The organism is Streptomyces sp. SID14515, from assembly GCF_010548505.1.
Taxonomy (GTDB): Bacteria; Actinomycetota; Actinomycetes; order Streptomycetales; family Streptomycetaceae; genus Streptomyces; species Streptomyces caviscabies.
The window spans coordinates 1-19,060 of record NZ_JAAGMH010000067.1 but is presented as its reverse complement, the minus strand read 5'-3'; the positions used below and the strand labels follow the sequence as shown (position 1 = coordinate 19,060).

Here is a 19,060-nt window from a genome sequence, read left to right as displayed (position 1 = left end):
TGCGGCCCGTGCACCGCCACGACCACGGGGGAGTTCCACCATGTCCACGCCTCGCGAGCAGCTGTCCGACGCCCGGCTCTATCTGTGCACGGACGCCCGCAAGCGCCAGGGCGACCTCCCCGCCTTCCTGGACGCCGTGCTCGCCGCGGGCGTCGACATCGTCCAGCTCCGGGACAAGGGCATGGAGGCCGCCGAGGAGCTGGAGCACCTCGCCGTGTTCGCCGACGCCTGCCGCCGGCACGGCAAGCTCCTCGCGGTGAACGACCGCGCGGATGTCGCCCACGCCATCGGCGCCGACGTCCTGCACCTCGGACAGGGCGACCTGCCGGTCCCCGCCGCCCGCGCGATCATCGGCGCCGACCGGCTGATCGGCCGCTCCACGCACGCCGAGGCCGAGGTCGACGCGGCCGTCGCCCAGGACGGCGTGGACTATTTCTGCACCGGCCCCTGCTGGCCCACCCCCACCAAGCCCGGCCGCCACGCCCCCGGCCTCGGCCTCGTGCGCCACGCGGCCTCGCTCGACCAGCCGCGCCCCTGGTTCGCGATCGGCGGGATCGACGCGGGCAATCTGGACGAGGTGCTGGACGCCGGGGCCCGCCGTGTCGTCGTCGTCCGGGCGATCACGGAAGCCGACGACCCGGCCGCCGCCACCGCCGACCTGGCCCGACGCATCCGGACGCACGCGCTCTGACCTTCCGGGCCGCCCGACCCACGTGTTCCGGCTCGCGCGAATGGGGGATATCCCGGGCTCCTGTCCGAGGGATGGACAAGAGCCCGACAAAACGACGCAAAGTTTGCTGCTCTGGTTGGGGGAGCGTCCACCCCCTGGTTAACCTCCCCTTATGGCCCTTGGCACACCCTCCACCAGGACGGATCACGCGCGCACGGTGCGTGACCTGCTAGCGACCGGCAAGACGTCGTACTCCTTCGAGTTCTGGGCGCCCAAGACGGAAAAAGGTGAGCGGAACCTCTGGAACGCGCTGCGCCGCGTCGAGGCGGTCCGCCCGAGCTTCGTCTCCGTGACGTACGGAGCCGGCGGCTCCACCCGTGCCGGGACGGTCCGAGCCACCCAGCAGATCGCCGCCGACTCCACCCTGACCCCGGTCGCCCACCTCACCGCGGTCAACCACTCCGTCGCCGAGCTGCGCAACATGGTCGGGCAGTACGCCGACGCGGGCATCAGGAACATCCTCGCGGTCCGCGGCGACCCGCCGGGCGACCCGATGGGCGCGTGGGTGGAGCACCCGCAGGGCGTGAAGTACGCCGCAGACCTCGTCCGACTCATCAAGGAATCGGGCGACTTCTGCGTCGGCGTCGCGGCATTTCCCGAAATGCACCCCCGGTCGACCGACTGGGAGACGGACATCGGCCATTTCGTGGACAAGTGCCGGGCGGGCGCGGATTATGCGATCACCCAGATGTTCTTCCGTCCGGAGGACTATCTCCGGATGCGTGACCGCGTGGTCGCTGCGGGTTGCGAAACGCCGGTGATCCCGGAGGTCATGCCCCTTACCAGCGTGAAGCAATTGGAAAAGTTCTCCCAGCTCAGCAACGCGACCGTGCCCGCGTCGTTGAAAGAGCGCATCCTCGCAGCCAAGGACGATCCGGCCGCTGTACGCTCCATTGGCATCGAGTTCGCAACGGAGTTCTGCGCGAAGCTGCTGTCCGAGGGTGTGCCCGGACTGCACTTCATCACGCTCAACAACTCGACGGCTACGCTCGAAATCTACGAAAAACTCGGACTGCACAAGCAGTCGTGACCGGTCGTACCCGCCGCCGATGCGGCTACGGCCGAAGGAGGGGGCGGGCGTGGGCTGGACGGTCCTCTACATCGCATTCGGTCTGGTGGCCCTGTGGCTGCTCGGCGAGGTGCTGCTGCAGTACAAGGCACGACTGCGCTGGCGGCTCCTCGCCTTCGCCGGCTTCCTCGGCGTGGTGGTCGGGGTGCTGCTGGCCTCCGTTCCGGTGATCGTAGTCGGCACGATCGCCTTCGCCACCGGCCAGACCTTCGTGACGCTGTCCTTCCGGCGCGGCTTCTCCACCGGCTGGGCCATAGGCGGCAGCCCGGGGGAGAGCCGGCGTCGCAGGGGCGGCGGCGAGGGCGCCGCTGTGAAGGAACCCACGCTGGAGGTCTCGGACCTGGAGGTCGCCGCCCCCGGGTACGACCAGGCCCCGCCCGTCCCGCCCGCGCCGTCCGTCTACGAACCGCAGCCGATGCCCGACGACACCGGCCAGTACGGCGTGTACGGGGACACCGGCTACGACGCGAACGGCAACGCCCACCAGGGCCACGAGGCCGACCCCGCGGCGCAGCCGCAGTACGCCGCGTACGACCCGTACACCGGCTACGAACAGCAGCCCGCCCAGGACCCCTACGCCGGAACGTACGACTACGGCACCGGCCAGCAGAGCTACGCCGCCTACTCCGACCCGTACATCGGCACCACCAACGGAGCTCCCTCCTACGGCGGTTACGACGCCTACGGCAACGGCGACGGCTACGACAGCCAGGGCGGACAGCAGAGTTACGCCGACGCCTACGCCCAGAGCTACGGCGCGGAGACGTACGGCGCGGACACCCCGCCCGGCGGTGTCTGGGTCCCGCAGCAGCGCGACGCCGAGCAGTACCCCCCGATGCCGCCCGAGCAGCCCGCGGGGCCCGCCCCGTACGGCAACGGCTACGACACCGGCCAGAACGAGCAGTACCGCTACTGAGACCGCGCCGCCGCCGGGGGCAGGCCCCGGGCGGCGGCCCGTACTCCTCTCTCAGCGTGAGCCGCGGAAGTCGTCGCCCTCCACGACCAGTCCGGCCACCAGCGTCCCCGACATCCCGGCGTGCGCGAGCCCGCCGCCGGGGTGCGACCAGCCGCCCGCGAGATACAGCCCCGGCAGCCGGGTGAGGTTGCCCGGGTGCAGATACGCGCCGCCCGCCCCGGCCAGCGCGGGCGGCGGCACCGCACCGCCCTCGGCCCCCGTCTCCGCCTCGGTCTCCGCCGGTGTGCGGACCTCGGTGTGCAGGATCCGCTCCCGCAGCCCGGGCACGGCCGCGACCGCCCGCTCCACCAAGGCATCGGCGAACCGCTGCCGCACCTCCGCGTCCCGCCAGTCGACCGGGCCCTGCGGAGCCACCGTCGCGGTGAGCGTCACCGCCTCGTGCTCCGCGTCCGGGCGGGTCGCCGGATCGTCGGGGCGCAGCACCGTCACGGTGGGGTGTCCGGCGACCCGGCCCCCGAACACCGCCTCCTGCTCCGCCGCCCCCTCCGCGCTGTGCACCACGGTCCGGTGCACCGCGTCCGCCTCCCGGGCCCCGCGCAGCGACAGCAGCACCGTGAACCGGCCCGCCGCGCCCGCGCCGGAGCCCGCCCGGACCGGCACATCGCCCGCGCCCCCCGGCTGCTGACCCGGCACCAGATCCGGGCGCGGCCGGACCCCGAGCACCACCCGGTCCGCCTCGGCCACCTCACCGCCCGCCAGCTCCACGCCCGCCGCCCGGCCGTCCTTCTCGACGACCCGGACCACCTCGGCCCCGAAGACGAACTCCACCCTGCGGGCCACGCACCGCTCGTACACCGCCCGCGCCAGCTCACGCATCCCGCCCAGCACGTACCAGCTGCCGAAGGTCTGCTCCATGTACGGCAGCAGCGCGGCGCTCGCGGGGGCGGTGCGCGGGTCGAGCCCGTGGGACAGCGCGTACCCGTCGAGCAGGGCGGCGAGCCGGTCGTCCGCCAGCTCCCACGCGCCGATCTCCGCGACCGTGCCTGCCCGCCGGGCCGCGCGCAGCAGCCGCCGCTGCCGCACCGCCGGATACGGATCGCGCCCCAGCACCTGGTGATCCGACCGCAGGGGCTCCTCCAGAAGCGGTCGCCGCGAGCGGTCCCAGGTGTCCCGGGCCCGGTCCATGAAGTCGCTCCAGCGTGCCCCGGCGCCCGCGCCGAGGGCGCCGTCCAGGGCGGCGGCGACCCCGGCCCGGGAGGCGTTGGGCAGGGACACCGCCGTGCCGTCCGCGAAGAGATGACGGCTCGCCGGATCGACCTGGGTCAGCGTCACGCACTGCTCCAGCGACTCCTTGCCGGTCTTCACGAAGAGATCGCGCTGGACGGCGGGGAGGTGCAGCAGCCCGGGCCCGGTGTCGAAGACGAAGCCCTCGTGCTCATGGCGGCCCACCGAGCCGCCGTAGCTCGCGGACCGCTCGTACACCGTCACCCTGTCGCCCGCCATGGCGAGCCGGGCGGCCGCCGCCATCGCGCCCGTCCCGGCGCCGATCACCGCAATTCGTGCCATGCCGGTGACTTTATCGACCAGCACTGACACCTCAGCCGGGAGGCCAGGGCCCACCCGTCCCGGCCAGCCGTTTCTCCTCGCGGCGCCAGGGCCTGTCCGACAACTCCCGCCTGCCTCACGACGCCATGCACGCACTCTCGCCGCGCCGGCCCCAGACCCAAGTACGTCCAGTACGAGGTCCTGGGGCCGGCACGCCGAGAGCACGCGCCTGACGCCGCGCGGCCGCCCTACGGGCTACGACGGGAGTTGTCAGACAGGCCCTGGGCCCGGCGGCGCAGGAAGCGGCGGATGCGCGAGGCGAGGAAGACCACGGTGACGATGCCGAGCACCAGCAGCACGGCCGCGATCACGGCCGCCGCCACCGGATGGAATATGGCGAACGTGACGACCCCGGCGACCCCGAGGTCCTCCGCGATGCTCATCCCGACGTTGCTGAAGGGCTCCGGAGAGGTGTTGACCGCCATCCGCGTGCCCGCCTTGACCAGATGGCTCATCAGCGCCGTGGACCCGCCGATCGCCCCGGCCGCCAGCTCCGGCAGCGAACCGCTCTCCCCGGCCAGCAGCGCGGCGATCACCGCCCCGGCCACCGGCCGGATCACGGTGTGCGCCGTGTCCCAGACCGAGTCGACGTACGGGATCTTGTCCGCCACCGCCTCGCAGAGGAACAGCACACCGGCCACGATCAGGACGTCGGTGCGCTGGAGGGCGGCGGGCACCTCGTCGGACACGCCGGTCGCGCCGAACAGGCCGAGCAGCAGGACCACCGCGTACGCGTTGATCCCGCTCGCCCAGCCGCTTGTGAACACCAGGGGGATTACGGACACGCAGGCGATCGTAACGACCCCGCGCCGGACCCGGGTGGGGCTCGGCGCCGACCTCTGAGTATCCGTACTCAGGCACACAGATGAGTAGCTACGCGGATAGGCCCCCACCTGCGCGGACGGCAGAGTGATGACCACGGAAGGGGCGCTGCGCCAGGACCGCCGGCACGGGGCGGCGGAACGGCGCGGTTCCCCCGACGCAACGGGGGTGCACGACGGAGGCCCGGGGACCACGGGGGACATACGGGGTCACGGGGAACGGGTTTCCGGCAGGCACGGAAGACGCCGGTCCGGTGATGTTCGCGGGGGATGCGAACTTCAGCGGCCGGCGTCTTCGGCTTTCCCGGGCCCGGAAACGCGGCCGGGAGCGGGCTTCAGTGCCCGCTGACCCGCCCGTGCAGCAGCAGCGACAGCGCCGAGTGGACCTCGTCGATCGAGCGCTCCGGCTGGAACGCCTGCCAGTCCAGCGCCGCCACCAGCACCATCCCGACCAGCGCGGCGGCCGTGAGCGGAATGTCGATCTCCTCGCTCAGCTCTCCGCTGCGCACCGCCTCGCGCAGCACGTCCTCGACGACCGCGACGGCCTCCTGACGTACCACCAGCAGCGTGGACTGCCAGGCGCGATTGGTGCGCCAGAGCTCGGCAACGTACAGCTGGGTGAAGGCCGGATAGCGGTCGATGAAGGCGAGCCCGGCCCGGATCATCGCGTCCAGCGCCTCGACCCGGGTGCCGCCGCGCTCGGCGGACTCCTCGGCGGCGGCCCGCAGCGAGGCCGTGAGCAGCCCCACGCCGTGCCGGAGCAGCTCCTCGAACAGCTCGGTCTTGCTCTTGAAGTTGTAATAGACCGTGCCCTTGGCGACCCCGGCCCGCTCGGCGATCTCGTCGACGGTGGTCGCCGAGAAGCCCTTCTCGGCGATGAGCGTCACCGCAGCCTCGTAGAGCTTCTGCCGGGTGGCCTGGCGGCGCGTGGTGCCACTGCTTTCCATGAGCCCGATTCTTCCAGGCCGCGGCGTGCTCACCGGCCCGGCGCCCGGCGCGCTCACAGGCTCAGCTCCGGGTGCAGTCGGCTCAGGCTCCACACCTGCTTGCGGCGGGCGGTGAACGCGGTCAGGGCGAGCGCGCCGACGGTGAAGGCCGCCAGCACCGCGCAGCCCAGCCACACCGGGGTGAGCGGACCGCCGGTGATCAGCCTGCGCAGCCCCTCGACGACGTAGGTCATCGGCAGGTACGGGTGGATCGCGCCGAAGAAGCCGGGGCTGGTCTGGACGGGGTACGTACCCCCGGCCGAGGTCAGCTGGAGCATCAGCACCACCAGCACCAGGATCCGCCCGGCTGCCCCGAAGCAGGCGTTCAGCCACTGCACGATCGCGGCGAAGCAGCAGGTCACCAGGGCCAGGAAGCCGATCGTTCCGGCGGCGTGGGCCATCTGGAGACCGAGGCCCCAGTGCAGGACGGCCATCAGGGCGCCGACCTGGGCCGTGCCGATGGCGGCGACCGGGAGCCAGCCGGCGAACGCGATCCGCCAGGAGGAGGCCCCGGCGGCGAGGGCGCGCCGGTTCATCGGCTGGATCAGCATGTACGCCACCATCGCGCCGACCCACAAGGACAGCGGGATGAAGTACGGGGCGAAGCCGGTGCCGTAGTTGGGCGCCGCGTGCAGCGACTTGGAGGCCAGCTGGACGGGGTCGGCCATGACGTCGGTCCGCGCGTCGCGGTCCTTCTTGTCGTAGTCCGGGATCTTGTCCACCCCGTCGTTGAGGCCGGCGGCCAGCTCGGCCGAACCGTCGCCGAGCCGGAACAGCCCGCCGTCCAGGTTCTCCGCGCCGGTCTTCAGCTTGCCGACGCCGGTGTCCAGGTTGCTGGAGCCGGTCTGCGCGCCGCCGAGCCCGGTGTGCAGCGCCTGCGCGCCCTTGGCGACCTTGTGGGCGCCGGTGTTGAGCTCGTTGACCTTGGATACGGCCGATGCCAGGTCGTCGTCCAGCGTCGGTGCGCGCTTCGCGAGGTCCTCGGCCTGCTTCTGGAAGGCGGTCAGCTGGGTGCTCAGCTTCTTCAGGTCGCCGTTCTGGTTGGTGACCAGGGTGTTCACATCGGCGGCGATCTTCGCGACGTCGACGGCCGTGACCTTGGCGCGCTCCAGCGGCGGGCAGACCGTGGCGTCGGGCTCCTCGGCCTCCTCGCACTGGGTGCGGTGGATCTCGGTCAGCTCGTCGGCCGCCTCCTTGGCGCCGACGGCGGCGGTCGGCGCGCTCTTCACGAGCAGGTCGAGGTTGTGCCGTACGGCTCCGGAGGTGTCGGCGACCAGGCGTGCGGTGTCGCGGATGGACTTCCCGTTGTCCTGGAAGAAGGGCCGTACGTCGGTGGCGATGCCGTTGACCTTGTCGGCCAGGACCTGGGTGCCTCCGGCGACCTGGGCGGAGCCCGTGGCGAGGTCGCGCGAGCCCTTGTTCAGCTTGACGATCCCGTCGGAGAGCTTCTTGCTGCCCTCCTTGGAGTCCTTGAGGCCGTCCGCGAGGTCCTTGGAACCCTTCTTCGCCTTTGAGATGCCGCCCTTGAGGTCGTCGGCGCCCTTGGCCGCCTCGGCGGTCTTGTCGTGCAGATCGGAGAAGTTGATGAAGATGCGGTCCAGGAAGCCCCGGGAGGCATTGGTGGAGGCGGCGTTGCGCACCTCGCCGAAGACCGTCTTGGAGATCTGCCCGACGATGTAGTTGTTCGCGTCGTTCGTCCGCACCTGGAGCGCGCCGGTCTCGGGCGAGTCACCGCCGCTGGACGCGATCTTCTCGCTGAAGTCCGACGGCATCGTCAGCGAGAGGTAGTACGTCCCCTCCTCGACGCCCTTCTCGGCCTCGGCGGAGCTCACCTCGTGCCAGGCGAACACCTTGGAGTCGAGCAGCTTCTTGCTGATCTCGTCCCCGGCGGTGACGCGCTTGCCGTCGCTGGTGGCCCCCTTGTCGTCGTTGACCAGCGCGACGGGCAGCTTGTCGAGCTTCCCGTACGGGTCCCAGAAGGAGCACAGGTACAGGGCGCCGTAGAGCAGCGGCAGGAGCAGCAGGGCCACCAGCGCGGCGGCCGGCAGCTTCCCCCTGCCGAACCGCTTCAGCTCAAGCGCGGCCAGCTTCGGCGATCGCATCGGCCGTCTCCTCGTCGGTGGTGGGTGCGGGGGCGGGGTCTTCGGCGGCGCTTTCCCCGGTGACCGGTGCGGTGCGCACGACCTGGGTGTTCTCCGGGGCCTCGCTGCACACGGCGAGCACGGTCGTCCCGGCGTCGGCCACGGAGCGCAGCAGCGCCCAGGCCTGGGCGCGTTCGGCGTCCGGGAGCTTGAGGTCGGTGTCGTCGACGGCCAGCAGCCGCGGCTTGCCGATCAGCGCCAGCGCGACGGACAGCCGCAGTGCTTCGAGCCGCTCCAGATCCCGTACGGAGGTGCGCCCCGACTTCGGCAGGGTGGCGGGGTCCAGCCCCGCGGCCTCCAGGGCCTCGTCGACCCGGGCGGCGGCCGCTGCCCGGCGCTCGGCGCGCGGGCGCAGCAGGGTGCGCAGGGACGCGCCGTATCGGCCCTGGAGGAGGGCGCGTTCGCCGAGGTGCTCGGCGACGGTGAAGGCGGGGTCCAGCTCGCTGACGCCCGGCACCGGGCCAAGGGCGGCGATCCTGCGGACGGCGGCGGCCTGCTTGGGCAGCCGGAGCCCGCCGGTCTCCGCGTGGCCCTCGGTGGTGCGCATCCGGCCGGTCAGGGCGAGCAGCAGGCAGGTGCGGCCCGACCCCGACGGTCCCTCGATGGCCACCAGTGCCCCTGGCTCGGCACTGAACGTCACGTTCCGGAAGACCCGGCCGCGCGGTCCCTCCAGTCCGAAGTCCTCGGCGCTGACAGCCGCGCCGTGCGGGCTCTCCACAGAGACCCTCCCCTAATTGAACTGACCAGTCAGTGCAAAAAGGTAGTCCGAACTCGCGCTCGAAGCAAAACGGCAGGTCAGAGGCGCATTCGGGTCGATTGTCAGTGGGGCCCGCCACCATGGACACAGACGGCCACGGAGCCGTCACACGACGACAGGAGGTTCGTCATGGCCAGCTCGTCCGCAGCCGCCGCCCCGCGGCGCCGCGCAGGCAGCCCTGCCCCCTCACTGACCGGTCCGGCCGGCGATGTCCACCCCGTGCTGCGCCGCAGCACGGCGCCGCCCGCCGCTCTCGAACTGCTCGCCAAGGCCCGCTCCGGCCTCGACGAGGCCGCCGTGCTCCACGAGCCGAACGAGCGGTACGCCACCGCCCACCTCGCCGCCCTGCGCACCGCGGCGGCCGTGCTGGCCGCCCGCGGCCGCCCCGAGACGAACAAGCGCCGCCGCGACCGCATCCGCAGCGCCTGGGAAGTCCTCCCGGAGATAGCACCGGAACTGACCGAATGGAGCGCCCTCTTCGCCTCGGGCGCCCTGCGCCGGGCCCGCGCCGAGGCCGGAATGCCCGGAGCCGCCAGCGGGCGCGACGCCGACGACCTGCTGCGCGACGCGGCCATGTTCCTGCGCCTGGTGGAACGGCTGCTGGTGCTCCAGCCGGTGCTCCCGCAACCACGTCCGGAGCGCCCCGGCGGCGGGTGACCCGGACACGTCCGCGGCGGCCCGGCAGCGGGTGACCTGGACAACGGTGCGAGGCAATAGGGTGGTGACCGCCCACATCACCACCCGCACTGTTCACGCTCCGCCGTCCCCGGCGGCACCGTGCCGAGGAGTCATCTGCCGTGTCGGACCAGCCGCGCCCCCGCGCCTCCCTCCGTACCGCCGTGGTCTGGGAGGTCCTCAAGGACGCTCTGGACCGTCAGACCAAGGCGACCGGCAGGGACGCCCTGGATGTTCTGGACACCGGCGGCGGCACCGGCAACTTCGCCGTGCCCGCGGCCCGGCTCGGCCACCGGGTCACCGTCGTCGACCCCAGCCCCAACGCGCTCTTCGCGCTGGAGCGCCGCGCCGCCGAGGCCGGGGTCGCCGACCGGGTCCGGGGCGTCCAGGGCGACATCCTCGGGCTGTTCGACGTCGTGGAGCGCGACGGCTTCGACGCGGTGCTCTGTCACGGCGTCCTGGAGTACGTGGACGAGCCCGCCGAGGGCGTACGCAACGCGGTCGAGGCGCTGCGCCCCTCCGGCGCGCTCAGCCTGCTCGCCGCCGGCCTGGGCGGAGCCGTCCTGGCCCGCGCGCTCGCCGGTCACTTCACCGAGGCCCGGCAGGCGCTCACCGACCCGGCCGGCCGCTGGGGCGAGGGCGACCCGGTGCCCCGCAGGTTCACCGCCGAGCAGCTCTCCGACCTGGTCTCCGAGGCCGGACTGGAGATCGCCGCGGTGCACGGCGTCCGGGTCTTCGCCGACCTCGTGCCGGGCGTCCTGGTGGACACCGAGCCCGGTGCCGTGGAGGCGCTCCTCAAGCTGGAAGCGGCCGTCGCCGAGCAGCCCGCGTTCCATTCCGTCGCCACCCAGCTGCACGTTCTGGGCGAGAAGCGCCGCTGATCAGCAACGCAGCTGCGGACGGAGTGCGACTCAGGACCCCCGTACGGGGCGTGCGCCCCGTATGATCGGGTGACACCATCCGGCATGGCGGATCGGTCGTCGGGGAATCTACGCCTCAGCAGCCGAGCCGACATAGCGGTCCGGACTGGCTGAACGCTAGAGGGCGGGTTTCACGGGGGCGAATCCCTGCCTATCCTGGAAGGGCCGCATACCGGTCGCCCCCGCGGCCGACGACGAGGAGGATCCCGTGCCGCTCTCGGAGCACGAGCAGCGCATGCTCGAGCAGATGGAGCGAGCGCTGTACGCCGAAGATCCCAAGTTCGCGACAGCGCTCGAGGGAAGCGGACTGCGTACGTACACCCGGAAAAGGGTCTACCAGGCGGTCGCTGGCTTTCTGGTGGGTATCGCGCTCCTCATGGCCGGAATGGTCGCCCAGCAGATCTGGATCAGCGTGGTGGGGTTCCTCGTCATGCTCGGCTGTGCCGTGCTCGCGGTCACCGGATGGCGCAAAGCGCCCAAGCCCGGTGAACAACAGCCGACCGCCGCGGACAGCGGGGACAGCGGCGCACGCCGCCGACCGAGACAACGCCGGTCGATGATGAACCGCATCGAACAGCGGTGGCAGCGCCGCCGCGACGAACAGGGGCAGTAGCCGGCAGAACGCCTCGGCCCGGTTCCCGCACCGGGCCGTGCGCCGGCGCAACGTATGACACCGATGGGTGAGGGGCGGTCGCGTTTCTGCGACCGCCCCTCACCCATGTGCGTATGCGTGCCTCAGCCGTGCTGGCGCGAGAGGCGGCGCAGCCGGGCCGACCAGCGACCGGCTCCCGGACGGTTCGCCCAGCGCTCGGCGAGCGCGGTCCGGCGCTCCGCGAGGGCCCACACCACCCGGACGGACGAGCGGGGCAGGAGCGTTGCCCGCAGCCGGGCGCCGCGGCCCACCGACGCCCGCAGACCGGCCCCCACCGCCAGTGCGTCCTCGGCCAGTCCGGCCGCGGGGCGCGGCTCGGGGGCGTACAGCACCTGCTCCACCGAGCCCGCGATCCGGTGCACGGCCTCGGCCGCGGTGGTGTCGAGCCGGCCCAGCCGCACGATCCTGGCCGCCGCCTTCCGGGGCGTCAGCGACTCGTCAGGACCGATGCCGTGGTCCCAGGCCGTATCGGTGACCTCCCGCCAGGCGGCCAGCGTCCGCGCGGCGGCGTCCGCGGGCGTCCGGCCCCCGGAGCCCAGCCGCCGATTCCGCGTCCGGGTCCGCCACAGCAGCGGCGACAACGGCAGCACCAGCACCAGGACCGCCGGGAGGACCACCAGCAGCACGGTCCCGGTCGGGGTGCCCCGGTCGGTCGGCAGCGCCGCTCCCGGCTCCTGCGAGGGCCCGCATCCGCCTTCCTGACGCAACTGCGGCGGGCAGCTGTCCTCGGCGGAGGGAGCGGCGGACGGTGCGTCCGAGGTTTCCGCGGAGGGCTCGGCCACGTCGCTCGCGCTGTCCGTGGGGACCTCGGGCCGGGTGTACGAAGGAGCGCTGCCCCGGCTCGGGGTGGGCTCGAACCGGGTCCACCCGACCCCCTCGAAATACAGCTCGGGCCAGGCGTGCGCGTCACGCAGCCCGACCGACGTAGCCCCGTTCGACTTCATGGTGCCCGGGGTGAAGCCCACCGCGACCCGGGCCGGAATGCCCAGCGTCCGGGCCATCGCGGCCATCGAGAACGAGAAGTGGACGCAGAAGCCCTCCTTGTCGCGGAGGAACCGTGCGATGGCGGACGAGCCGGTCCCCGAGGTGACCGTCGTGTCGTAGGTGAAGCCGCCGTCGGACGCGAACCAGTCCTGGAGCTTCACCGCCTGCTCGTAGGCGTTGGACGCGCCTTCGGTGACCTCCTCGGCGGTATCGGCGACCACGCCCGGCAGCGAGCCGGGCACCTGGGTGTACTCGCGGAGCAGCTCCTCCGGCGGTGTGCCCGCGGCGGCGAGCTGGGCCGCCGTGGGCTCGACGACCAGGCTGCCGACCTCGTACTGCGCGCCGCGCGTGGTCTGCCCGTCGTCGCCGACCAGGGTGCGGCCCTCGGGCTCGTACCGCCAGCGGCCGCCGACGCGGACCTCGCTCGCCGGGTAGGGGAGCGGCAGATAGGTCTGCTGGTAGGAGCGCGAGGCGGAGATGTTCGTCCGGACCTCGGTGACGGCGACGTCCCCGCTCAGCCCGGTGGGCTGCGGGAGGCGGTCGGGCACATCCGTCAGCCGGCGGGTGGAGGAACGCCACTCGCTGCCGTTGAACTCGTCCAGGGCCAGGATCCGGAGATACAGGCTCTGCGGGTCCTCGATATTGCTGCGGTACGTCATCACCTCCCGGTTGTCCGGCTGGTTGAGGTTGTTCTGGAGCGAGACCAGCGGATTCACCGCGGAGATGGTGCCGCCGCCACTGCCCCTGCCGTTCCCCGGACCGCTGCCGCCCAGCAGGCCGCTGTCCAGGGCGGGCAGCGCCAACGGGGCGACCAGCGCGATGCCGAGCGCCAGCACGCCGATCCGCCGACCGGTGCGGACGGGGGAGGAGCCGCCGCTCACCCCGGCCAGACCGCCCGAATTCCGCGCGGCGCCGCCGAAGACGCGGCCCCACTGGGAGAGCCGGTCCCGGCCCTCCGCCAGCAGGAGCAACAGATAGCCGGAGGCGGCCAGCAGGAACCACAGCCAGCTCGCGCCGCCGTCGGAGAGACCGGCCGCGACCGAATACAGGGCGAGCAGCGGCAGTCCGGCCGGGGCCGCGCTGCGGAAGGTCACCGCCAGGGCGTCCACCGCGAGGCCGATCAGCACCACCCCGCCGATCACCATCAGCTTGATGCCGTCGGTCATCGGGGCCGGGGTGGAGTACGTGCCGACGTCCTCCCCGCCCGCCACCAGCAGCTCACCGAGCCGCATGACCGCCCCCGGTCCGGGCAGCAACCCGAACAGGGCGTGGTCCCGGGCGAACATCAGCGTCAGCAGCACCAGGGTGACCAGCGCCTGGAGGGCGATGGTCAGCGTCCGTGCCAGCGGCACCCGGCGCGCGAGGGCGCCGACCCCGCTCTGGACGCCGAGCAGCATCGCCGCCTGCACCAGCCAGCCGACCCCCTCCACCAGCGGGATCAGCGACCCCGCCGCCAGCAGTGTCGCCGCATAGGCGCACAGCGCCAGCCTGGCCCGCCCGCTCATGACCATCCCCCCGCGAAACCTGTCGTGCCGCCGCTCGGGGCGGACGGCGTATCCGTGCGCATCCGGCCCGCCAGCTGCCACAGCGCGGGCAGCTCGGCCCCCGGCTCGACGGGCACCACGGTCCAGCCCGACTCGCGCAGCCGTCGCAGCCGGTCCTCGGTCCGTTCCGGTGCGGCCTCTTCGCCGGCCCAGGCGGCGCTGTCCAGGACGAAGGCGACGCCCGCGCCGGCGCGCTGCCGCATCCGGGCCGCGACCGCGGCCTGTTCCTCGTCCAGATCGCCGAAGAAGGCGATGAGCAGCCCCTCGTTGCCGCCGCGCAGCACGTCATGGGCGCGGGAAAGACCTCCGCCGTCGGAGTGGCCGACCACCGCGAGCGTGTCGAGCATCAGCCCCGCCGAGTCCGCGGACTCCTGGGTCGAGCCCGCGAATCCACCGGACCCCTCGCCGGGCACCGCGTTCCCGTCGTCGGTGAGCAGCCGTACGGCGAAGCCGCGCTCCAGCATGTGCACCAGCGCGGAGGCCGCCCCCGAGACCGCCCACTCGAACGCCGAGTCGGGCCCGGCGCCCTGGTAGGCGATCTGCCGGGTGTCCAGCAGCACCGTGCACCTGGCGCGCTGCGGCTGCTCCTCACGGCGCACCATCAGCTCGCCGTGGCGGGCGGTGGAGCGCCAGTGGACCCGGCGCAGGTCGTCACCGTGCCGGTAGCCGCGCGGAATGATGTCGTCCTCACCGGCGAGCGCGAGCGACCGCTGCCGCCCGTCGCCGTACCCGGAGGCCTCGCCCGCCAGCCGCAGCGCGGGCAGCGGCACCGTACGCGGAATGACGACGAGGGTGTCGTACGCGCTGAAGGAACGGGTCAGCTCGCACATGCCGAACGGGTCGCTGAGCCGGAGCTGCAACGGGCCCAGCGGATAGCGGCCGCGCAGATCGGAGCGGACCCGGTAGGACACCTCACGCCGGCCGCCCGCCTCCACCCGGTCCAGGACGAAGCGGGGGCGCGGACCGAGCACGTACGGAACCCGGTCCTGGAGCATCAGCAGACCGGTGGGCAGCCGGGAGACGTTGTCCATGCGCAGATGCACCCGGGCCTCCGCGCCCGCGGGCACCCGGGACGGCGAGAGCCGCCGGGTGCCCGTCACCCGGTAGCGGGTGCGGTAGAGCACGGTCACGCAGACCAGGGGCAGCACGGCCAGCAGCAGCCCGACCCGCAGCAGGTCGCCCTGGCCCAGGACGTACGCGCAGACGGCGGCGGCCAGACCGGCGGCCAGGAACGAGCGTCCCCGGGTGGTCAGTCCGCTCAGGGCCGCCCGGGCGCCGCCCTTGCTGTCGCCGTCCTCCACGGCGCCGGGCTCGCCGCCCGCCATCACAGCCGCCGTGCGCCGTGCTGCTGGTCGTACAGCGGGCGGCCCGGCTCCTGCCCGGCGGGCGCGGGCGGCGCGGTGCCGCCGGCCGAGGTCGGCACCGGGGTGCGCTGGATGATCTCCAGGACCACCTGCTCCGCCGTGCGGCGGTTCAGCTGAGCCTGGGCGGTGGGCAGCAGCCGGTGCGCGAGCACCGGCGTGGCCAGCGCCTGGACGTCGTCCGGCAGGGCGTAGTCGCGCCCGCTGAGAGCGGCGGACGCCTTCGCGGCGCGCAGCAGATGCAGCGTCGCGCGCGGGGAGGCGCCGAGCCTGAGGTCGGGGTGGCTGCGGGTGGCTCCGACCAGCTCCACGGCGTAGCGCCGCACGGCGTCGGCGACATGCACCGTACGGACGGCGTCGATCAGCTTCACGATGTCGTGGGCGTGGGCCACCGGCTGGAGGTCGTCCAGCGGGGAGATCCCCCCGTGCACGTCGAGCATCTGGAGCTCGGCCTCCGGGCTGGGGTATCCGATGGAGACCCGGGCCATGAAGCGGTCGCGCTGGGCCTCGGGCAGCGGGTAGGTGCCCTCCATCTCGACCGGGTTCTGGGTGGCCACCACCATGAACGGGTCGGGCAGCTCGTAGCTGTGCCCGTCGATGGTGACCTGGCGCTCCTCCATCGACTCCAGCAGCGCCGACTGCGTCTTCGGCGAGGCGCGGTTGATCTCGTCGCCGATCACGATCTGGGCGAAGATCGCACCCGGCTTGAACTCGAATTCCCGCCGCTGCTGGTCGAAGATCGACACGCCGGTGATGTCCGAGGGCAGCAGGTCCGGCGTGAACTGGATCCGTCGCACCGAACAGTCGATGGACCGCGCCAGCGCCTTGGCCAGCATGGTCTTGCCGACCCCGGGAACGTCCTCGATGAGGAGATGCCCCTCGGCGAGCAGCACGGTCAGCGATAGCCGTACGACCTCGGGCTTGCCCTCGATCACACCCTCCACCGACCTGCGCACCCGCTCTGCTGTGGTGGTCAGATCCGTGAGGCTCGCTCGATCGTCATAGGTCGTCACCCGGCCCTCCTCGGCCCTTTTGCGCAGAGGCCGTCGCGCGTACCCGCGCGGCCCACCCCGGAAAATCGGACACTCCTCCGGAAGGCCCGGGGGATGTCACACCCGCATTCTTGTTGCCGTTACCGCTTCGTGTCACTCGCCTGTGGATAAGTGGGTGTGAAAAGTCAGCTTCTGTCACGATTCCGCCACCGTGAGCCACGGTGTTGGGTGCGTGAGGTGCGGCGGAGGGCCGGAAAACGAGGGGGATGCGTTCAGGAAACGGAGTCGATCTCCCGCAGCAGACCGGTGGTCACGTCGAACACGAACCCGCGCACGTCGTCGGTGTGCAGCAGGAACGGCGAGGTGCGCACCCGCTGCATCGACTGGCGTACGTCCTGGTCGGCGTCCGTGTAGGCCTCCACGGCCCAGGCCGGACGCTGGCCCACCTCGCGCTCCAGGTCCTGCCGGAAGTCCTCGGTGAGGGACTCCAGACCGCAGTTGGTGTGGTGGATGAGGACCACGCTGCGGGTGCCGAGCGCCCGCTGGCTGATGGTCAGCGAACGGATCACGTCCTCGGTGACCACGCCGCCCGCGTTACGGATGGTGTGGCAGTCGCCGAGCTCCAGGCCGAGCGCGGCGTGCAGGTCGAGACGGGCGTCCATGCAGGCGACCACGGCGACCTGGAGGACCGGGCGGGCGTCCATGCCCGGATCGCGGAAGTCCTTCGCGTATCCGGCGTTCAGCGCGACGAGCCGGTCGGTGACCTGGCCCCCTTCGCGGACCGCCGAAGCGGAGGGCGTCACGGACTCGGCGGCGGGGGTAGCGGAAGTCGACATGGATACGACGTTAGCGTTCCCACCTGGCACGGGCGTGCTGTGAGAGCGGACAAAGAACGTCAACACGGCTTGTTGTGAGCTAACCCACAGAACTCGGGGGGACGCGCCTGTTCGAGTGAGTTCGCCGCATCCGTACGGGTGGAGCGACGCGCTGCGCGGTTCGTTGATCGCGCATCGATCGAATGGCAGGGTGGACTAAAGTAACGCGAAGTCACCATCCACCTCCGTACCCACTGCCCCATCGCACCCCCCGCACCTCCTGCAATATTCCGTATTTCCCCCGTGATGTGCGGCGTACGTGCGACCCGGCCCTCTCCCGCTCTCGGTCGGCCGACGCCACTTCCCCGGCGCCGGCGGACCTCCCCTTCAGAGCGGGCGGGGACCAGGACGTACGTGCCGGCCGCGCGGGACAGAGCCTGAGAGGGCGCATTGAGCCAGACCCGACACGTCCCGGTGATGCTCCAGAGGTGTCTGGACCTGTTGGCCCCGGCTCTCCAGGACCCGGCCCACCCGGAGCCCGTGGTCGTCGACTGCACCCTCGGCCTCGGCGGTCACAGCGAGGCCCTGCTCGCCTCCTTCCCCACCGCCCGGCTGATCGCCCTGGACCGCGACAAGGAGGCGCTCCGCCTCTCCGGCGAGCGGCTCGCCCCCTACGGCGACCGGGCCACCCTCGTCCACGCGGTCTACGACGAGCTCCCCGAGGTCCTCGAACGGCTCGGCGTCCCGAAGGTCCAGGGCGTGCTGTTCGACCTCGGCGTCTCCTCCATGCAGCTGGACGAGGCCGACCGCGGATTCGCGTACGCCCAGGACGCCCCGCTCGACATGCGCATGGACCAGTCCACCGGCATGAGCGCCGCCGAGGTCCTCAACACCTACCCGCCCGGCGAGCTGGTCCGGATCCTGCGCGCGTACGGCGAGGAGAAGCAGGCCAAGCGGATCGTCTCCGCCGTCGTGCGCGAGCGCGAGAAGGAGCCGTTCAGCAACAGCGCCCGGCTCGTCGAGCTGATCCGCGACGCGCTGCCGCAGGCCGCCAAGCGCACCGGCGGCAACCCCGCCAAGCGCACCTTCCAGGCCCTGCGCATCGAGGTCAACGGCGAGCTGAGCGTCCTGGAACAGGCCATCCCGGCCGCCGTCCAGTGCCTCGCCGTCGGCGGTCGCATCGCCGTGCTCTCCTACCACTCGCTGGAGGACCGGCTGGTCAAGCAGGTCTTCGCGGCCGGCGCCGCCAACACCGCGCCCCCCGGACTGCCCGTCGTCCCCGAGCGCTACCAGCCCCGGCTCAAGCAGCTGACCCGGGGCGCGGAGCTGCCCACCGAGGAGGAGGTCGCCGAGAACCGGCGCGCCGCCCCCGCCCGGCTGCGCGGCGCCCAGCGCATCCGCGAGGAGGAGCGGTGACCACCGGGGCCGGGCGCCGTACCGGGGGAGTCGTGGGGTGAGCAAACCGGCCGCACCGCTGAAGGGGCGGGCCGCGCGGCTCGCCCGGCTGATGCCGTCCACCGGGCCCAGCACCGCGGCCCGCACCCCCTTCGTCCTGCTGGTCGTCCTGCTCCTGGGCGGCGGGCTCATCACCCTGCTCCTGCTGAACTCCGCCCTCAACGAAGGGTCGTTCAGGCTCAGCGAGCTGAAGCGGGACACCACCGAGCTCACCGACGAGCAGCAGGCCCTCCAGCGCGACGTCGACAGCCGCTCCCAGCCCGACGCCCTGGAGAAGCGCGCCCGGGAACTGGGCATGGTCCCCGGCGGCAGCCCCGCCTTCCTGAACCCCGACGGCACGGTCCGCGGCGACCCCGCCGAGGCCACCGCCCCGCCGTCGCCCAGCCCCAGTCCCAGCCCCACCCCGAGCACCGGCGCAGCGGCCGACGCCACCCCGGACCCCGACGCCCCCGCGGCCGGGGCCTCGGCCGGGCCCTCCGGCTCCGCGTCGCCCTCCGGATCCGTGTCCGCGACCGGCCCCGACCCCGCAACCGCCCCCGCGGCGGAGAACAGCCCGCCCCCGACGAGCCCCGGCAGGTGACGCAGTGCCGCCCAAGGAACCGCCGCGCCGCCGCGTACCCGGACCGGCCCGCCCCCG

At 72.7% G+C, this 19,060-nt stretch carries 17 protein-coding genes; 8 read left to right on the top strand and 9 right to left on the bottom strand.

Annotated elements, in window-relative coordinates; genetic code table 11:
* Positions 1-40: 40 nt before the first annotated feature.
* From thiE to G3I54_RS12930, 3 genes are all read left to right on the top strand, one after another.
* Positions 41-691, top strand: a complete 651-nt coding sequence (thiE, locus tag G3I54_RS12940) for a thiamine phosphate synthase (protein WP_164614222.1) — start codon at positions 41-43, stop codon at positions 689-691.
* A 151-nt stretch (positions 692-842) separates the two neighbouring features.
* Positions 843-1,760, top strand: coding sequence for a methylenetetrahydrofolate reductase [NAD(P)H] (gene metF, locus G3I54_RS12935; protein ID WP_164614221.1), 918 nt, complete (start codon positions 843-845; stop codon positions 1,758-1,760).
* Positions 1,761-1,809: 49 nt separating this feature from the next.
* On the top strand, positions 1,810-2,715 hold the full coding sequence (locus G3I54_RS12930; protein ID WP_164614219.1) for a hypothetical protein: 906 nt from the start codon (positions 1,810-1,812) through the stop codon (positions 2,713-2,715).
* Positions 2,716-2,766: 51 nt separating this feature from the next.
* Here G3I54_RS12930 and G3I54_RS12925 read toward each other — a convergent pair whose 3' ends face one another.
* The 5 genes from G3I54_RS12925 to G3I54_RS12905 all read right to left on the bottom strand — a co-directional run bounded on the left by G3I54_RS12925 (position 2,767) and on the right by G3I54_RS12905 (position 8,986).
* Positions 2,767-4,281, bottom strand: coding sequence for an NAD(P)/FAD-dependent oxidoreductase (locus tag G3I54_RS12925; RefSeq protein ID WP_164614217.1), 1,515 nt, complete (start codon positions 4,279-4,281; stop codon positions 2,767-2,769).
* A 227-nt stretch (positions 4,282-4,508) separates the two neighbouring features.
* Positions 4,509-5,105, bottom strand: a complete 597-nt coding sequence (locus G3I54_RS12920; protein ID WP_164614215.1) for a DUF4126 domain-containing protein — start codon at positions 5,103-5,105, stop codon at positions 4,509-4,511.
* Positions 5,106-5,476: 371 nt separating this feature from the next.
* On the bottom strand, positions 5,477-6,088 hold the full coding sequence (locus G3I54_RS12915; protein WP_098024243.1) for a TetR/AcrR family transcriptional regulator: 612 nt from the start codon (positions 6,086-6,088) through the stop codon (positions 5,477-5,479).
* Positions 6,089-6,141: 53 nt separating this feature from the next.
* On the bottom strand, positions 6,142-8,229 hold the full coding sequence (locus G3I54_RS12910) for a YhgE/Pip domain-containing protein (RefSeq protein ID WP_164614213.1): 2,088 nt from the start codon (positions 8,227-8,229) through the stop codon (positions 6,142-6,144).
* A complete protein-coding gene (locus G3I54_RS12905; RefSeq protein WP_164614211.1) occupies positions 8,201-8,986 on the bottom strand; it encodes an ATP-binding cassette domain-containing protein in 786 nt (261 codons plus the stop codon). Before G3I54_RS12905 ends, G3I54_RS12910 begins: the two co-directional genes overlap by 29 nt.
* A 168-nt stretch (positions 8,987-9,154) precedes the next feature.
* On the opposite strand from G3I54_RS12905, the gene G3I54_RS12900 reads away from it, so the two are divergent.
* The 3 genes from G3I54_RS12900 to G3I54_RS12890 all read left to right on the top strand — a co-directional run bounded on the left by G3I54_RS12900 (position 9,155) and on the right by G3I54_RS12890 (position 11,233).
* Entirely contained in the window at positions 9,155-9,682 is a 528-nt protein-coding gene (locus G3I54_RS12900) for an SAV_6107 family HEPN domain-containing protein (protein ID WP_164614209.1), read from the top strand.
* Between the two features lie 140 nt (positions 9,683-9,822).
* Positions 9,823-10,581 carry a methyltransferase gene (locus G3I54_RS12895; RefSeq protein ID WP_164614207.1) on the top strand — a complete coding sequence of 253 codons (759 nt, stop codon included), beginning with the start codon at positions 9,823-9,825 and terminating at the stop codon, positions 10,579-10,581.
* A gap of 247 nt (positions 10,582-10,828) precedes the next feature.
* On the top strand, positions 10,829-11,233 hold the full coding sequence (locus G3I54_RS12890; protein WP_164614205.1) for a DUF3040 domain-containing protein: 405 nt from the start codon (positions 10,829-10,831) through the stop codon (positions 11,231-11,233).
* A gap of 122 nt (positions 11,234-11,355) precedes the next feature.
* Here the strand turns inward: G3I54_RS12890 and G3I54_RS12885 are convergent, their stop codons facing one another.
* The 4 genes from G3I54_RS12885 to G3I54_RS12870 all read right to left on the bottom strand — a co-directional run bounded on the left by G3I54_RS12885 (position 11,356) and on the right by G3I54_RS12870 (position 16,989).
* A complete protein-coding gene (locus tag G3I54_RS12885) occupies positions 11,356-13,761 on the bottom strand; it encodes a DUF3488 and transglutaminase-like domain-containing protein (protein ID WP_164614203.1) in 2,406 nt (801 codons plus the stop codon).
* Positions 13,758-15,125 carry a DUF58 domain-containing protein gene (locus G3I54_RS12880; protein ID WP_164614201.1) on the bottom strand — a complete coding sequence of 456 codons (1,368 nt, stop codon included), beginning with the start codon at positions 15,123-15,125 and terminating at the stop codon, positions 13,758-13,760. The genes G3I54_RS12885 and G3I54_RS12880 overlap by 4 nt, the downstream gene beginning before the upstream one ends.
* On the bottom strand, positions 15,125-16,174 hold the full coding sequence (locus tag G3I54_RS12875) for a MoxR family ATPase (protein WP_164614199.1): 1,050 nt from the start codon (positions 16,172-16,174) through the stop codon (positions 15,125-15,127). Before G3I54_RS12875 ends, G3I54_RS12880 begins: the two co-directional genes overlap by 1 nt.
* Positions 16,175-16,425: 251 nt before the next feature.
* Positions 16,426-16,989 (bottom strand): carbonic anhydrase, encoded by a 564-nt coding sequence (locus G3I54_RS12870; protein ID WP_164614197.1) that lies wholly within the window; start codon positions 16,987-16,989, stop codon positions 16,426-16,428.
* Positions 16,990-17,418: 429 nt separating this feature from the next.
* Here G3I54_RS12870 and rsmH point away from each other — a divergent pair, with 429 nt between their 5' ends.
* On the top strand, positions 17,419-18,384 hold the full coding sequence (gene rsmH, locus G3I54_RS12865) for a 16S rRNA (cytosine(1402)-N(4))-methyltransferase RsmH (protein ID WP_164614195.1): 966 nt from the start codon (positions 17,419-17,421) through the stop codon (positions 18,382-18,384).
* Positions 18,385-18,421: 37 nt separating this feature from the next.
* Positions 18,422-19,003: a septum formation initiator gene (locus tag G3I54_RS12860; protein WP_343240326.1), complete on the top strand. Its 582-nt coding sequence runs from the start codon at positions 18,422-18,424 to the stop codon at positions 19,001-19,003.
* The last annotated feature ends 57 nt before the right edge of the window (positions 19,004-19,060 follow it).

Excerpts from the sequence above, each read along its gene's own strand:
- G3I54_RS12910 (WP_164614213.1), bottom strand. The coding sequence starts at position 8,229 with ATGCGATCGCCGAAGCTGGCCGCGCTTGAGCTGAAGCGGTTCGGCAGG.
- G3I54_RS12885 (WP_164614203.1), bottom strand. The coding sequence starts at position 13,761 with ATGAGCGGGCGGGCCAGGCTGGCGCTGTGCGCCTATGCGGCGACACTG.
- metF (WP_164614221.1), top strand. The coding sequence starts at position 843 with ATGGCCCTTGGCACACCCTCCACCAGGACGGATCACGCGCGCACGGTG.
- G3I54_RS12870 (WP_164614197.1), bottom strand. The coding sequence starts at position 16,989 with ATGTCGACTTCCGCTACCCCCGCCGCCGAGTCCGTGACGCCCTCCGCT.
- G3I54_RS12915 (WP_098024243.1), bottom strand. The coding sequence starts at position 6,088 with ATGGAAAGCAGTGGCACCACGCGCCGCCAGGCCACCCGGCAGAAGCTC.
- G3I54_RS12880 (WP_164614201.1), bottom strand. The coding sequence starts at position 15,125 with ATGGCGGGCGGCGAGCCCGGCGCCGTGGAGGACGGCGACAGCAAGGGC.
- thiE (WP_164614222.1), top strand. The coding sequence starts at position 41 with ATGTCCACGCCTCGCGAGCAGCTGTCCGACGCCCGGCTCTATCTGTGC.
- G3I54_RS12900 (WP_164614209.1), top strand. The coding sequence starts at position 9,155 with ATGGCCAGCTCGTCCGCAGCCGCCGCCCCGCGGCGCCGCGCAGGCAGC.
- G3I54_RS12925 (WP_164614217.1), bottom strand. The coding sequence starts at position 4,281 with ATGGCACGAATTGCGGTGATCGGCGCCGGGACGGGCGCGATGGCGGCG.